Here is a 15,981-nt window from a genome sequence, read left to right as displayed (position 1 = left end):
GAAGCAATTGTGAACAGATGTTGAACAAGAATAGGCTTTATTGTGAACATCTATGTGAAGAAACACACAACATAGTTGTTCGAAAAAACAAAACTTTAAACAAGGTGGAAATGAACATGAAACGACCTAACATTGTTATTCTTGGCGCGGGCTTTGGCGGACTCATCACAGCCGTCAACCTTCAAAAGACACTCGCTGCAGGTGACGCGAACATCACGCTCATCAACAAGCATGATTATCACTACCAAACAACTTGGCTTCACGAACCAGCTGCTGGAACGATGAACCCAGACCAAGCACGCATTTACATTAACGACATTGTGAACCCGTCACGTGTGAAACTTGTCAAAGGGATCGTCGATCGCGTCGATACTGCTGCGAAACAAGTCACGCTTGAAGATGGTTCTGTCGTCGAATACGACTACGTTGTCATCGGTCTCGGCGGTGTACCGGAAACATTCGGTATCCCAGGCTTGAAAGAAAATGCCATGACAATTAGCTCATTGAACAGTGTTCGTAAAATTAAAGAGCACATCGAGTACTCATTCGCTCAATATAAAACAAACGGTTCTTCTGACAGCTCGTTCGTAACGATTGTTGTCGGTGGTGCTGGATTCACGGGAATCGAATTCCTCGGTGAAATCGTCAACCGAATCCCAGAGCTTTGCAAACAATATGACGTTCCACGCGAAGCTGTTCGCATCGTCAACATTGAAGCAGCGCCAACGGTTCTTCCAGGTTTCGACCCAGAACTCACAACGTACGCACAGAAATGGTTGGAGCGTAACGGTGTCGAGATGAAACTCGGTAACGGAATCAAAGGTGTTGAGCCGGGTGTTGTGACATTCGGTCCACTTCAAGGTGACACGACGGAAACGATCCACGCCCACACGATCATCTGGACAGGTGGCGTAAGTGGTAGCCCGATCATCGAAAAATCAGGATTTGAAGCGGTTCGTAACCGTGTCATGGTGGAAGCAGATAACCGCGCACCAGGTCACGACAACGTCTTCATCATCGGTGACTGCTCGGCAGTCATGGATCCTGCTTCGAACCGTCCATACCCACCAACGGCACAAATCGCAACACAACAAGCGCACAACGTTGCGAAAAACATTGCTGCGCTCATCAATGGCAAATCGACTTCGAAGTTCACTTACGAGAGCAAAGGAACAGTCGCTTCGCTCGGTCATAACGATGGAATCGGAATCGTCATGGGTAAAAAAATCTTCGGTCGCAACGCTTCATTCATGAAGAAAGTCATCGACAACAAACACTTCATCGAATTGAAAAAATACGGACTCGTCCTCAAAAAAGGGAAGTTCTAATTTTCGATTAACGTACGGCTCGTTCTGATTCAGAACGAGCTGTTTTCTTTCGAAATTGTCATAGGAAGTTCTTTGACCACGTCGGTTGAAATTTTGTATAATGGAGAGCGGACAAGGGGGGCATCACATGCATATTATCCAAGCAGTCATTGGGGCCGTTTTATATATGACGATTTTTTTCAGTATCGGCTTCATCTTGAATATGTTACTTAAAAAGACATGGACACTCGTGTTCATTTATCCGATTTTTGTCATCATGATGATTGATAATGTCAAACTTTCGAGTTACGTGACCGAGACGTCAACTGCACTCACGGGGATCTATGAAGGTCTCGTCGGATTGCAACTTCTCGATTTGTTCATGCTCGGTTTCGGGTTGCTCGGAGCAATCTTGGCTGGCGTGACGATTCGTTTCTTACGGAAGAGCGGTTATTCAATGTTTTAAATGGCGACAGAAATGTTCGCCTTTTTTGTTTTGTCCCTACTTTTTTAGGGCATGAACCGATATACTAGATAGCGAAACGATTTTTAGTAAGGGATGCGATGCGAATGACATTACCGATGTATACGATCAAAAAAGTGTTGAATAATAGCGTTGTCATTTGTCAACATGATACGGATCCGGAAGTCATTCTACTCGGGAAGGGAATTGGCTTTGGCAAAAAACCAGGCGACCTCGTCGACCCGGCCAGCGTCCCGGAGAAAGTGTATCAACTGACAGATAAAGAAGAACAGTCGCAGTATCAAGAGCTCGTCAAACATGTCGATGAGGATTTTATTGCGTTCATGCAAGAGATCGTCGGCTTCATCGAGACGAGTACGGGTAAAAAAGTCGATGAGCACATTCATATCGGCTTGACCGACCATTTGTTCTTCACGATGAAACGAATCGAGCAAGGGATGGAAGTGACGAATCCGTTTTTACTTGAGACGGAATCTCTTTATCCAAACGAGTTTGCGCTCGCGGAACGAATCGTCGATATGTTCCATGAACGCTTGAACGTACTTCTTCCAGATGCGGAGACTGGATTCATTGCCCTCCATATTCACTCAGCGACGACGTTCAAAAATGTCCTGGAAGTGAATCGTCATAACCAAATCATCGGCCAAATCGTCCAGACGATTGAGAGTCGTTTGAACGTAAAATTGGACCGAACTTCACTCGATTATAAGCGCTTACTTCGGCACTTAAGGTACGCCGTTGAGCGGGTTGCGACGGGTGAGATGGTCGAGGCACCACAAAAAATTGAAAAGGTGTTGCGCGACGAATATCCGCTATGCTATAGTACTGCTTGGGAGCTGATGGGCATCATGGAACGCGAGTTAAAGCGTCCCGTCCCACGAGGTGAAGCGACATATTTGACGATGCATCTCCAGCGCCTAACAAGTAGATAAATGATACCACGTGTCTTACGTGTTACTGATTCGATCAGGCATGAGTAAGGAGTGGAACGTTATGTGATGTCTCCGTTGGGAGAGGTCTACGTTCTATCCTTATTCATGCCTTTTCTGTTTTTATAAACGTGATTTATGAAAACGTTTAGATACGTCGGTTGTCTGACATCTACACCGCTATCATATTGTTTATACGTACTTAAAAAAAAGGAGGAAATGTTGATGTTTAAGCAGATCTTTGGTGTTCTTCAAAAAGTCGGTAAAGCACTTATGCTTCCTGTTGCGATCTTGCCGGCAGCCGGTCTTCTTCTTGCATTCGGTAACGCAATGCAAAACCCACAACTTACATCACGCGCCGATTGGTTAACAAACGACGGTATCGTGAAATTCGCTCAATTGATGGAGCAAGCGGGTGGAATCATCTTCTCGAACTTGGCGCTCTTGTTCGCAGTCGGTGTCGCCATCGGTTTAGCAGGTGACGGAGTTGCCGGACTTGCAGCAATCGTCGGATTCTTGATCATGAACAAAGTGATGGGTGTTTGGCTCGAACTCACACCTGAAGTGTTAGCTCAAGGTGACCCAGCATACGCGAACGTACTCGGTATCCCAACACTCCAAACAGGGGTATTCGGAGGGATCATCATGGGTCTCATCGCCGCATGGGCCTATAACAAGTACTTCAATATTGAATTGCCACAGTTCCTTGGTTTCTTCGCTGGTAAACGTTTCGTTCCAATCGTAACAGCAGTTGCAGCAGTCGTTGCTGGTTTCGTCATGCTTTTGATCTGGCCACCAGTACAAGATGGTTTGAACGCATTCTCAAAAATCATGTTGGAAGAAAACCGTACATTCGCAGCGTTTGTCTTCGGTTTGATCGAACGTTCATTGATTCCATTCGGTCTTCACCACATCTTCTACTCACCGTTCTGGTTTGAATTCGGTTCATACACGGATGCAGCGGGTAACGTCGTTCGTGGTGACCAAGCGATCTTCTTCGCACAAATTCGTGACGGTGCTGAATTGACAGCAGGTACGTTCATGACTGGTAAATTCCCGTTCATGATGTTCGGTCTTCCTGCAGCAGCACTCGCAATGTACCATGAAGCACGTCCTGAGCGTAAAGCGGTTGTCGGTGGTCTCTTGGCTTCTGCTGCCCTTACATCGTTCTTGACTGGTATCACAGAACCAATCGAGTTCTCATTCTTGTTCGTAGCACCACTTCTCTTCGCAGTACACGCAGTGTTCGCAGGTCTTTCGTTCATGACGATGCACCTCTTGAACGTTAAGATCGGGATGACGTTCTCAGGTGGTTTGATCGACTTCTTGCTCTTCGGTGTTCTTCCAGGTCGTACGGCTTGGTGGCTCGTCATTCCAGTTGGTCTCGTGTTCGCGGTTGTTTACTACTTCGGATTCCGCTTCGTTATCCGTAAGTTCAACCTTAAAACACCAGGTCGTGAAGATGAGGTTGTTGAACAATCAACAGCTACTGGTTCGGAACTTGCACAAGATATCCTCGTTGGTCTTGGTGGCTCACAAAACATCAAGCACCTCGATGCATGTATCACACGTCTTCGTGTCGAAGTAAAAGATAAGAACCAAGTCAACAAAGATGAGTTGAAACGCCTTGGCGCATCTGGTGTCCTTGAAGTTGGTAACAACATTCAAGCAATCTTCGGACCACGTTCGGATGCATTGAAATCAGAAATTCAAGCGGTTATCGCTTCAGGTAACGAAAAGAAAGCAAACTAATCATCATTTAGACCAATCCTTCGGGGTTGGTCTTTTTCTTTTATATGAAACGGTTTCATCCAAACGTTAGAGGGAAAAAGTAAGTATTCTGACAAAGGAGGGAACCATGATGTGGAAGAAAGTGTTTGGCGTTTTACAACGGGTCGGGAAAGCACTCATGCTTCCGGTTGCGATTTTACCGGCAGCCGGTCTTCTCTTGGCGTTTGGTACCGCATTCCAAAACCCGGACCTCGTTGAATTGCTCCCGTTTCTGGCAAATGACTCACTTGTCCTGATTTGGCAAGTCATGACAGATGCCGGGGACATCGTCTTCGCAAACTTAGGGTTACTGTTTGCCGTCGGGGTCGCGATTGGCCTGGCGAACGGGGATGGGGTTGCTGGTCTGGCAGCCATTGTCGGTTATTTGATCATGAACAAAGTTATTAGCACGTGGAACGGGATTACCGCGGAAATCGTTCAAGGCGATCCGCAGTATGCGTCTGTTCTCGGTATCCCGACGCTCCAAATGGGGGTATTCGGGGGTATTATCGCAGGTCTTGTTGCAGCTTATGCGTACAACAAGTATTTCAACATCAAGTTGCCAGATTTCTTAGGATTCTTTGCCGGGAAGCGGTTCGTCCCGATTGCGACGGCCGCATTCAGTTTGATTATCGGGATTGCGCTCGCGTATATATGGCCACCGATCGGGAATGCGATCAATACGTTCTCAAGTACGGTCATCGAGGCAAACGTTGCCTTATCAGCATTCATCTTTGGATTGGTAGAACGTTCCTTGATTCCGTTCGGTCTTCACCATATTTGGTATTCTCCGTTCTGGTTCCAATTCGGGGAATATACGAACCAAGCCGGTGATCTCGTACAAGGGGACCAACGGATTTTCTTCGCGCAACTACGTGACGGCGTCGAGTTCACAGCCGGTACGTACATGACCGGGAAATTCCCGTTCATGATGTTCGGGTTACCCGCTGCCTGTCTCGCCATGTTCCACACGGTTCCGAAAGAACGTCGGAAAGACGTCGAAGGTCTCTATTTCTCAGCTGCCCTCACGTCATTCTTGACAGGGATCACAGAACCAGTCGAGTTCTCATTCGTCTTCGTCGCACCACTTCTCTTCGGAATTCACGCCGTCTTTGCGGGTCTCTCCTTTATGACGATGCATCTCCTGAACGTCAAGATCGGGATGACATTCTCTGGAGGTCTTATTGACTACCTTCTCTTCGGCGTCTTGCCGAACCGAACAGCCTGGTGGCTCGTCATTCCGGTCGGACTCGTCTTTGCGGTTATCTATTACTTCGGATTCCGCTTTGCTATTACGAAATTCGACCTGAAAATCCCTGGACGTGACGTTCAGACCGCCGCGAAAGGGGACAAAGCAGGTATTGGGGACGACTTGCCGTATGAAGTGCTCGTCGGACTCGGTGGTCCTGAAAACATTAAACATTTGGATGCTTGTATCACTCGACTTCGTGTTACGGTCAATGACGTCAAACAAGTCGACAAAGACCTCCTGAAAACACTTGGTGCTGCCGGTGTCCTTGAAGTAGGGGATAACATTCAGGCCATCTTTGGACCGAAGTCGGATACGCTCAAATCACAAATCGCGACCATCATCGAAGGTGGCGAGTATAAACCGAAAGAAAAAGTTGAAAAAGCGGTGATTACACCGGAAGCGGCTGAACAAGCTGATCATCGCTTCCTCGCTCCGATGTCAGGTGTATTGTTGTCACTTGATGATGTACCAGATCAAGTCTTCTCTGGTCGGATGATGGGAGAAGGATTTGCGATTGAACCAAGCTCAGGTCAGGTCGTTTCGCCGGTGACGGGTCAAATCACGACATTCTTCCCAACGAAACATGCGATCGGTATCTTGGCTGACGATGGACGTGAACTACTGATTCATGTCGGTCTCGATACGGTCAATTTGAAAGGGGAAGGATTTACTGCGAAAGTAGAAGAAGGTGCTCGAGTCGAAGCGGGAGACGTACTTCTCGAAGTCGATCTCAATGCGATTCGAGATAAAGTACCTTCACTCATCACACCGATCATTTGGACGAACGGAGACGGAAAAGTCGTCGTCGTACCGTTCGGTGAGACGGTCGTCGCAGGTGAAGCGCTCGACTTTAGAGCCGATGACAGAGGTCCAGAGTAACCAAGTTTCACACGCCGCTCCAGTAATGGAGCGGCTCTTTTTGTATAGTTACTTCAATGTGCCTTATTCCGAAAAGTAGGAATCCCTTTTATAGTGAAGAAGAATTCTCACGAAAGAAGGGGTACAAATGAAACAATCTATAGAGTTGAATCACGGACAAAAAGCTATTCCTGCGATTGGACTTGGTGTCTTCAAAGTAGAGGACGGGGATACGGTCATCGATGCCGTCGTGGAAGCGATTCGTCAAGGATACCGCCACATCGACACGGCAGCCGTCTATGAGAACGAGGAAGGTGTAGGAATCGGGATTCGAAAAGGGATGGAGATGGCGAATATTTCCCGGGATGATTTATTCATCACATCGAAACTTTGGAACGCCGATCAAGGATATGATGCTGCTATCGCTGCGTATGAAGCTTCACTCGAACGCCTCGGCTTAGAACAATTAGATTTGTATTTGATCCATTGGCCGGTGGAAGACAAAATCGTTGACTCTTGGCGCGCCCTTGAACAATTGTACCGAGACGGACGTGTCGGAGCGGTCGGAGTGAGTAACTTCCAGATTCATCACCTTGAGACATTGGCTGCAAACAGTGAACTCGTTCCAGCCGTGAACCAAGTCGAGCGGCATCCGTTGCTTCGTCAAACCGAATTATCATCGTATATGACCGAGCATGGCATCGTACCGGTCGCTTGGGCACCGCTCATGCAAGGTGGATTGTTCGAAGAGCCGACGTTAGTTACAATCGCGAAAGAAGTGGAGCGTTCTGTCGCTCAAGTGGTGTTGCGCTGGCATCTTCAGACAGGATGGGTCATCATTCCGAAATCGGTCAAATCGCATCGCATCGAAGAAAACTTCAGTCTGCATGATTTTGAGTTGAGCAAAGAACAAATGGAACGAATTGATGCACTCGACCAGCATAAACGTGTCGGTCCAGACCCGGACGACTTTGATTTCTAAATAGGTATGTAAAAAAGTCCTTCTCTCGCTCGAGAGAAGGACTTTTGACGTTATTTTTTGATGTCAAACTTTTCGCTAAGGAAGTTCACGACTTCTTCAGCTGTGTCCATGTTGAGGACTTCGTTGACGATCGATTCTGTTTCTGTCTTCGTCAAGCGTTTCACGAGGCTACGTGCACGAAGGACGCTTGAAGCTGACATCGAGAATTCATCGAGTCCAAGACCGAGAAGGATTGGAATCGCGAGTTCTTCTCCAGCCATCTCTCCACACATACCGACCCATTTGCCAGCTTTGTGTGCTTCTGTGATGACGTTGTGGAGAAGGTTCAAGATGGCAGGGTTGAACGGTTGGTACAAGTAAGATACTTTTTCGTTCATGCGGTCAGCCGCCATCGTATATTGAATCAAGTCGTTTGTACCGACTGAGAAGAAGTCGACTTCTTTTGCGAATTGTTTCGCCATGACAGCCGTTGATGGAATTTCAACCATCATCCCTGTTTCGTATTGACCGACTTCGATTCCTTCTTCTTTCAACTTCGCTTCTTCTTCAAGGAGAATAGCTTTCGCTGCGCGGAACTCCTCAAGTGTCGCAATCATTGGGAACATGATCGCGAGGTTACCGTGAGCTGATGCGCGGAGAAGGGCACGAAGTTGTGTGCGGAACAAATCTGTTTCTTCGAGGCAAAGGCGAATCGCACGATAGCCGAGGAACGGGTTCATCTCTTTCGGGAGGTCGAGGTAAGACAATTCTTTGTCGCCACCGATATCGAGTGTACGGATGACAACTTGCTTGCCTTCCATACCTTCAAGAACCGTTTTGTATGCCGTGTACTGCTCTTCTTCTGTCGGGAATGTTTCAGAGTCCATGTACAAGAACTCTGTACGATAAAGACCGATTGCATCTGAACCGTTTTTCAAGACGCCTTCTAAGTCGTTTGGCGTTCCGATGTTTGCTGCAAGCTTCACTTTATGACCGTCAGCAGTGACAGACTCTTCGTTGACGAGTTGCTTCAACTCTTCTTTGTAAGCTTCGAAATCAGCACGTTTGCCTTCGTACTCTTTGACGAGGTCTTCAGAAGGGTTGACGAACACGTCACCTTCCGTACCGTCGATAATGACGAGGTCACCGTTTTTGATTTCTTCAAGGGCCACTTTCGTACCAACGACCGCTGGAATTTCGAGTGAACGTGACATGATGGCAGAGTGAGACGTACGTCCACCGATGTTTGTCGCGAACCCTTTGACGTATTTACGGTTGAGTTGTGCCGTGTCTGAAGGCGTCAAGTCTTCAGCGATGATGATCACTTCTTCTGAGATCGATGCAGGTGTCACGAATGTCACCCCAAGAATGTGTGCCAAAACACGTTTTGTCACGTCACGAACGTCAGCTGCACGTTCGCGCATGTACTCGTTGTCCATCGATTCAAAAATCATGATCATCGTCTGTGCGACTTCGTCAAGTGCTTTCGCCGCGTTCATGTTTTCGCTTTCAATTTTATCGTTCACTTGCGAAACGATTTCTGGATCCTCAACGATTAAAAGGTGAGCTGAGAAAATCTCGGCTTTGTCTGGACCAAGTTCACGAAGCGTGTGCTCGCGGATTTCTTCAAGCTCTGTTTTAGATTGTGCGATTGCATCTTGGAAACGTGCCTTTTCTGCAGCGACATCTTCAATCTTGTGTGTTGGGATATCAAATGAAGGTGTCTCCATGACGAATGCTTTTGCAACTGCAATTCCTGCAGATGCACCAATACCTTTAATGTGTGACATAAGCGTAGTCCCTCTTTTCAAAGAAATAGTGTACTTTCCTGCCTCGTTACTTCATACCCGAAAAGAAAAAAGAATTAACGAGAACGAAGAAAGTTAAAGTAGCAACGGTCTACGACTAGGGGAAGCCTCGACCAGTCAAATTGGCCTCACTTCACGATGAAGAGAAGCCCGATTGCGTACTTTCTTATCCTATCATAAAATAAAACAACGTCACAACGAGGAGATAGCCCCTGAATTCGAAGATTTCTTGACTCTTACGCATACTATTTCATTATTTTGGAGAAGTTCGCTATGCTTACCATATATAAAGAAGGGAAGTGGCAAGATGTATCAAATTGCTCAATTAAATTGGACAGATTCATATGACACGATGATCGTTGGAATCGGTGCGGCTGATTCAATCGATGAAGGGCTCGACGCATTATTCGGTGGACGAGTGAAAGCACTTATTCAATCAGGAGACCTTTCGACGAAAACAGGAGAAGTGACGTTATTGCCGACGTTTGCTGGGGAAACGGCACGCGTCTTGTTTGTCGGACTTGGACAACGAAACGACATCACGACAGAGAATGTACGGAACTGGTTCGGGAAAGTGGCGAAGCTCGTCCATGCGCGTGGACTAAAGGACGTCGCAGTCGCACTCGACACGTTCACAAACGACGCGGCTCGCATCTTCGCAGAAGCATTTGAAATGGCGACGTATGCTCATCCTACATACAAGTCAGAGCCGAAACAAACGGTCGAAGAGCCAAACATCACACTTCTTGGGGATGTGTCACAAGAAGATATCGATGCAGGTGTTGCTTATGGGAAAGGGGTCAATGTCGCCCGAACGTTGACGATGATGCCGGCTAATATTTTGACAGCAGAGACGTTGGCGGATTATGCGGTAGAATTAGCGAAACGCCATGATTTCAAATACCGAGTGTTAGAAAAAGAAGAAATGGAAGGGCTCGGAATGGGTGCACTCCTCGCCGTAAACCAAGGCTCGACGATCCCGCCGAAATTGATCGTGTTGGAATATCGTGGTGCAGAGGAAGAAGCTCCGATTGCGGTTGTCGGAAAAGGCGTCACGTTCGATACAGGTGGCTATTCAATCAAGCCGAAAGACGGCATCGTCGGAATGAAAGGCGATATGGGTGGTGCGGCTACTGTCCTTGGACTATTCGAGACACTCGGACGCACACGTCCGAATAAAAACGTCATCGGAATCATTGGTGCGACAGACAACATGATTTCAGGCGATGCCTTCAAGCCGGATGATGTCATCACGGCGATGAACGGCAAGACGATCGAAGTACTCAACACAGATGCGGAAGGGCGCCTCGTCCTAGCGGATGCTGTCACGTTCGCGAGAACGTATGAGCCAAAAGCAATCATCGACGTAGCTACGCTAACAGGCGGTGTACTCGTCGCACTCGGTACAGACGTGACGGGCTGTCTGACGAACGATGATACCCTCTATCGCTCACTCGAAGAAGCGAGTCGCGAGACGAATGAGCTCGTTTGGCAAATGCCATACTTTGATGTGTTCATCGACAAAGTGAGAAAATCAGAAGTAGCCGACTTGAACAACTCACCTGGTCGCTTCGGTCACATGATTTTCGGTGGAGCGTTTGTCGGCGAGTTTGTCGGCGATACACCGTGGCTTCACCTCGATATCGCAGGAACGAGCGAACGTGCTGCAGCGAACGACCTCGGCCCGAAAGGCCCGACTGGTGTCATGGTCCGAACGCTTGCACGGATGATTGAAACGTGGGAGCGCTAAGAGCGCTCCTCTTGATCGGTTTGGCGATTCTGTGTGGCTTTGCGTACACGGTTTGGCCGAACCGGATCTGGTTAGGATGTACAGTATTTTTCGCCGTGTTCGGCGTGTTGATGATGTTACAGGAGGTACGACATGGTAGGAGTAGGAATTGACGGCGCACGCGGAGGCTGGGTGCGCATCACATACGATAGCATTTCCTTATGTTTGACGATTTCAGAAACGCTAGAGGAGTTGCTCATTGACGGTGCGATGCATTTCGTGGATATGCCGAAAGATTTAGGGACGGTCGACCATCCGAGTCGAGCATGTGACGCGTGGATGCGGAGCCAACTCGTCGAGCGGAAATCGTCCGTCTTCACCCCGCCGATTCAAGAAGTGCTTCATGAAGAGACATACGAGGAAGCGAACAAACGAAGTCGATTGTTGATCGATAAAGGGATTAGCAAACAGGCTTGGCATTTGGTTCCGCGTATCCGTGAGTTCCAGCAGGTGTTAGCGGAAGACGTTTATGAATCTCACCCAGAAGTATGCTTCTCGGTCATGATGGGGCATGAGGCAAGTCATTCGAAAAAGACAGTCGAAGGGCAGGATGAGCGAATCGAGTTACTTCGAAAATACTCGAAAAGCACTCCGTGGAAATGGAAAATGTCAAACGTCCAAATCGATGACATTATCGATGCTTGCATCTTGGCAGTAGCCGCCTATGAAGCGGGGACGAGTGGTCTTTCGTTACACCCGGCTGAAGCAAATGAGCCGAAAGTAGCTGTACCTCAAATGAAAGAAGAGCGATGAAATGTTGATTTCATCGCTCTTTTGCTGTCGTGGCGGTCGGACCGACGACGAACCGCCACATATAATGAAAGACTTTGGCGTTGTATAAAGCCTTCAATAGAACGGCGAGTACGGGACCTAAGATGAAGCCGAATACACCGAATAGTTTTAGACCGACGAAAATCGAGATGAGTGCGGCAAGCGGATTCAACCCGATGTGGGAACCGACAATCTTCGGTTCGGCCAGGTTTCGTTGAACGATGACGATGATATATAGCACAATCAATCCGATGGCGACGAACCAATCGCCCGATACTGCGGCATAGGCGGCCCACGGAATGAGTAGTGTACCGACACCTAAATAAGGTAAAAGGTCGAAGAACCCTGCGAGTAAAGCGAATGAGAGCGGATTGTCGACTCGGAGAATGAACATACCGACCAGTACGATTCCGAAGGTGATGGAAATGAGCGTCAGTTGTGCTCGAACGTAACCGAATAAAGCGGACTTCAGGTTGATCATCACTTCCTCGAACTCTTTAAAACCTTTGCGTTTATTCAGGCGATTTAGAGACGTCACGTATGAGGGCCAGTCTTTTGTAATAAAGAACCAGGCGAGCACAATGACGACGACAAGCAGCAGGACGAGTGGGAGTGCTGCCAACATGCCTTGTAGGACACTTGCCACACCACGGGATAAAACACCGATTGCGGCCGCGAGTTGGACACCGAGCTCTGTGATCCCGCCTTCTAATGAAGTCGTCTGTCCAGGATTCAATTGTTGATAGCTCTCGTACGCATCGTTGACGAGTGGTGCAATCTTTTCGTTGAACAAGCGCTGGACATATTCAGTGAACGTTTGGATTTGTTCAGGAAGTCGCTCCGCTGCGATTGTCGCATAATGAATCAATTGGATGATGACGATGGTGATGATGCCGACGACGATACTGAGGACGATCAACAACGAGATCAGTGTCCCGAGTGCACGCGGCATGTTGGTTTTTCGTTCGAAAAAATTGACGAGTGGAACGGTCAAGAGTGATAAGAGTAGGGCAAACACGAAAGGATACGTATATTCGAAGAGGATGTTCAGTACCCATGTAATCAAAAATAAGCCGATTACGACAAGTACGAACCGAAGCAGTTGCCAAAGTCTTACCGAAGACATGAAAAACCCACCCTTTCCGGACAGTTAGATTGAGCATAGTATATCATGTAGACGGTAAATAAAGCAGAAAGATAGGTGAATGAACATGAGAGAGATTCAACAAAAAATTGATACGATGATTCTTCATTTGGGAGGTTATTGGAGACCGTTATCGGGGCTGGCACGATTATTAGAAGAAGTAGGAGAAGTGGGAGGGGCGATGCGGAGAGAATCAGCGGAGGAGCTAAAAGAAGAACTGCTCGATGTGCTCGTCATTTCCACGTGTCTCGCGAACCAGTATGCCATCTCACTTCAACAACAAGAAGCGGATGTAAGAGAAGTGACGAAAGAACAGTTATATTTTCAAATCGTAGAAGAGGCCGGAGAAGTGGCGAGGATATTGAATGCTTACGAAGGAGATAAAAAGCTGAAGCCAAATCGCCAAGGAGAGTCGTTACAGCTTCATATCGAGCAACTGCAACGTGCTGTGATTTCTTTAGGGGAACAGTGCAACTATGAATTGTTTGACTCATTGTATGCATTAATTGATGAAAAATCGACCCGTGACTTTGGGCGTTTCGATCATACACCGGATCCGATTACGGAAACTTCCGTCAGAACCTACGTCACGTATCAGTCTGGACGCTATTGGGGTGGGATTGACCCTAAACCTTTTGAGCGGTTTGACCGATATATGGAGAGAGAGAAACACGTCGAACGTTTTTTGAAAATTGCTCATATTGAGGGACTTGATGGATTTGTGATTCAACAATCAAAAGATGGTCTTTTATATGAAGATGGTTATGAATATCGGATTCCTGAAACCTTTCATATTGTAGAAGAAACTTACGAAAATCATCAATTCTTAGTCATCAAACCCCATCAATAAAAACATTTACCTTTTTATCAAAAACATTCATCTTTTTTTCAAATATTTACTTTTTTTAAAAAAGCATTATGCTAATATGAAATTGTTGTTAGTAGGAAATGCCGCTAGAAGAAAGGAATATTTTGGATGAAAATGAAGCTTGTAAAAATCGCACTCATCTTAACGGTTCTCTTATTTGGAATGCAACTTCCTTCAGTTGAAGCCGCAACTTACGATGGGGAGACGACTGTGAATTTGAATATTCGTTCAACACCAAGTTTGAGCGGGACAGTCGTCAAGACATTGCCGAAAGGCACGAAAGTGAAATACGGGACTTATAATCAGTCCTGGCATAAAGTGTATGTCGATAGTCGTACATATTATGCATCGGCTCAATACATCCGCAAACTTTCTTCTCCTTCGAGTTCGTTGACGACTCAGTCAGCAACTTCAACAGGTGTGACAACCGAAAACTTAAACATCCGTGTCACATCACATCGTGCAGCCAGCATTGTCACGACGTTAAAAAAAGGGACAGAAGTCAAGTATGCCGTTCATAACTCTTCATGGGCGAAAGTCTATTTGAACGGAAAGACATACTATGCTGCGAAGATGTACATTGCACCAAAACTGACAGATGCAACAGTGAACCGAACGGAAGGTTACGCAAACCGTGAAATGAAATTGTTTGCGATGCGGAGTCAAAGTTCGGCTGTGCAGAAGGTGTTACCGAAACATACAGTCGTCACTTCGAGCAAATACAACTCGAGCTGGTCGACCGTGTATATCGGAAACGCGACATACTATACGCCGACAGCGTGGATTACGCCTGGATCGCTCAAACCACAGATTGTCAAAGAGAATGGATACGCAAACCGAGAGTTAAAACTTTTCGTGATGAGAAGCCAAAGTTCTAGCGTAGCGAAAGTATTGCCAATCAATACTGCAGTCGTTTCAAGTAAGTACAATTCAAGTTGGTCGACCGTATATATCGGGAATGCGACATACTATACACCGACAGCTTGGATCTCAACTTCTAAAACGGAAACACAACCACCTACAACAACGGAACCAAACGACGGATTGACTCAGGGGTATGCCAACCGAAACGTCAACTTGTTCGGAAGAACGCATCAAAGTTCGCCAGTGCAACTTGTGCTTCCGAAATACACAGCTGTATCATACAAATCGTATAATGCAAGCTGGTCGACAGTTCACATCGGGTCGAAAGTCTACTACACGGCAAGTTCATGGTTGACGGCTGGAAAAGCTCCGGCTGCGCCTGAAGCGGCACCAAAAGGAACGGTATATATCAACACACCAGGTGATGTGCTGAATGTTCGTTCTCAAGCGAGCCTTAACTCAAGCGTAGTAGGGAAACTCGATCACGGCACGGCTGTTGCCTACTATGCAACGGTAAATGGTTTCCACAAGATTAAGTACAACGGAAAAGATGCTTACGTTTCCTCAGGATTCGTCTCGTCGTCGAAACCGAGTGAATCTTCTGGAGCTGTCATCGTTCTTGATCCTGGACATGGTGGGAAAGACCCAGGGGCATTGAACGGTTCCCTTTATGAAAAGACGATTGTATTAGATGTATCACAACGTGTGGAAGCCTATCTTCGTTCGAAATACGGCTATACAGTTCGTCTGACACGTTCGACAGACGTTTACTTGACACTTGATCAACGTGTCGCTGCAGCGAAGTCGTTGCGTGGTGACTTATTTGTGAGTATGCACGTCAACGCAGCAGGTTCGTCAGCGGCAAAAGGATTGGAAACATTCTATTCGACACGTTCGGCCCACAGTGCACGTAGCAGCGTGTTGGCCTCGAACATTCAAAGCAACCTAGTCGGAAAGATGAGTGGGATGTCAAACCGAGGCGTTAAGACGGCAAACTATTACGTCATTACGTATAATACGATGCCATCAGCTCTCGTAGAGCTCGGATTCATTTCTTCTCCAACGGATTTGACGTATCTTCGCAGTGACGCATCCCGCCAACGTATGGCAGAGGGTGTTGCGGAAGGAATCGCTAAATACGTACAAACTTATCATTAATTCGAAAAACCTTAGACG

At 47.1% G+C, this 15,981-nt stretch carries 11 protein-coding genes and 1 pseudogene; 10 read left to right on the top strand and 2 right to left on the bottom strand.

What is annotated here, in order from left to right:
• The first annotated feature begins 116 nt into the window (after positions 1-116).
• From KNO75_RS06460 to KNO75_RS06435, 6 genes and pseudogenes are all read left to right on the top strand, one after another.
• On the top strand, positions 117-1,328 hold the full coding sequence (locus tag KNO75_RS06460; RefSeq protein ID WP_214820519.1) for an NAD(P)/FAD-dependent oxidoreductase: 1,212 nt from the start codon (positions 117-119) through the stop codon (positions 1,326-1,328).
• A 127-nt stretch (positions 1,329-1,455) separates the two neighbouring features.
• The gene (locus KNO75_RS06455; RefSeq protein ID WP_012726819.1) at positions 1,456-1,773 is read left to right on the top strand and encodes a YuiB family protein; all 318 of its coding nucleotides are present in this window, start codon (positions 1,456-1,458) and stop codon (positions 1,771-1,773) included.
• Between the two features lie 104 nt (positions 1,774-1,877).
• Positions 1,878-2,723, top strand: a complete 846-nt coding sequence (gene glcT / locus KNO75_RS06450) for a glucose PTS transporter transcription antiterminator GlcT (protein WP_214746281.1) — start codon at positions 1,878-1,880, stop codon at positions 2,721-2,723.
• Between the two features lie 222 nt (positions 2,724-2,945).
• Positions 2,946-4,445 (top strand): annotated as a pseudogene (gene ptsG, locus KNO75_RS06445) (glucose-specific PTS transporter subunit IIBC); the annotation flags it as partial.
• Between the two features lie 136 nt (positions 4,446-4,581).
• A complete protein-coding gene (gene ptsG / locus KNO75_RS06440) occupies positions 4,582-6,621 on the top strand; it encodes a glucose-specific PTS transporter subunit IIBC (RefSeq protein ID WP_214820515.1) in 2,040 nt (679 codons plus the stop codon).
• 127 nt (positions 6,622-6,748) lie between these two features.
• Complete coding sequence (locus KNO75_RS06435; RefSeq protein WP_214820513.1) at positions 6,749-7,582, top strand: aldo/keto reductase; 834 nt, start codon at positions 6,749-6,751, stop codon at positions 7,580-7,582.
• Between the two features lie 50 nt (positions 7,583-7,632).
• Here the strand turns inward: KNO75_RS06435 and ptsP are convergent, their stop codons facing one another.
• The gene (gene ptsP / locus KNO75_RS06430) at positions 7,633-9,351 is read right to left on the bottom strand and encodes a phosphoenolpyruvate--protein phosphotransferase (protein ID WP_074033510.1); all 1,719 of its coding nucleotides are present in this window, start codon (positions 9,349-9,351) and stop codon (positions 7,633-7,635) included.
• 325 nt (positions 9,352-9,676) lie between these two features.
• On the opposite strand from ptsP, the gene KNO75_RS06425 reads away from it, so the two are divergent.
• On the top strand, positions 9,677-11,119 hold the full coding sequence (locus KNO75_RS06425; protein WP_214820511.1) for a leucyl aminopeptidase: 1,443 nt from the start codon (positions 9,677-9,679) through the stop codon (positions 11,117-11,119).
• Between the two features lie 132 nt (positions 11,120-11,251).
• Positions 11,252-11,911 carry a DUF429 domain-containing protein gene (locus tag KNO75_RS06420; protein WP_214820509.1) on the top strand — a complete coding sequence of 220 codons (660 nt, stop codon included), beginning with the start codon at positions 11,252-11,254 and terminating at the stop codon, positions 11,909-11,911.
• 10 nt (positions 11,912-11,921) lie between these two features.
• Here KNO75_RS06420 and ytvI read toward each other — a convergent pair whose 3' ends face one another.
• Entirely contained in the window at positions 11,922-13,055 is a 1,134-nt protein-coding gene (gene ytvI, locus KNO75_RS06415; RefSeq protein ID WP_214693404.1) for a sporulation integral membrane protein YtvI, read from the bottom strand.
• A gap of 85 nt (positions 13,056-13,140) precedes the next feature.
• On the opposite strand from ytvI, the gene KNO75_RS06410 reads away from it, so the two are divergent.
• Entirely contained in the window at positions 13,141-13,923 is a 783-nt protein-coding gene (locus KNO75_RS06410) for a MazG nucleotide pyrophosphohydrolase domain-containing protein (RefSeq protein ID WP_251126058.1), read from the top strand.
• 126 nt (positions 13,924-14,049) lie between these two features.
• Positions 14,050-15,963 (top strand): N-acetylmuramoyl-L-alanine amidase family protein, encoded by a 1,914-nt coding sequence (locus KNO75_RS06405; protein WP_214820505.1) that lies wholly within the window; start codon positions 14,050-14,052, stop codon positions 15,961-15,963.
• The last annotated feature ends 18 nt before the right edge of the window (positions 15,964-15,981 follow it).

Origin of the sequence: Exiguobacterium sp. s35, assembly GCF_018617535.1 — a bacterium.
GTDB lineage: Bacteria > Bacillota > Bacilli > Exiguobacteriales > Exiguobacteriaceae > Exiguobacterium > Exiguobacterium aestuarii.
This window is presented reverse-complemented; position numbering and strand designations above follow the sequence as displayed.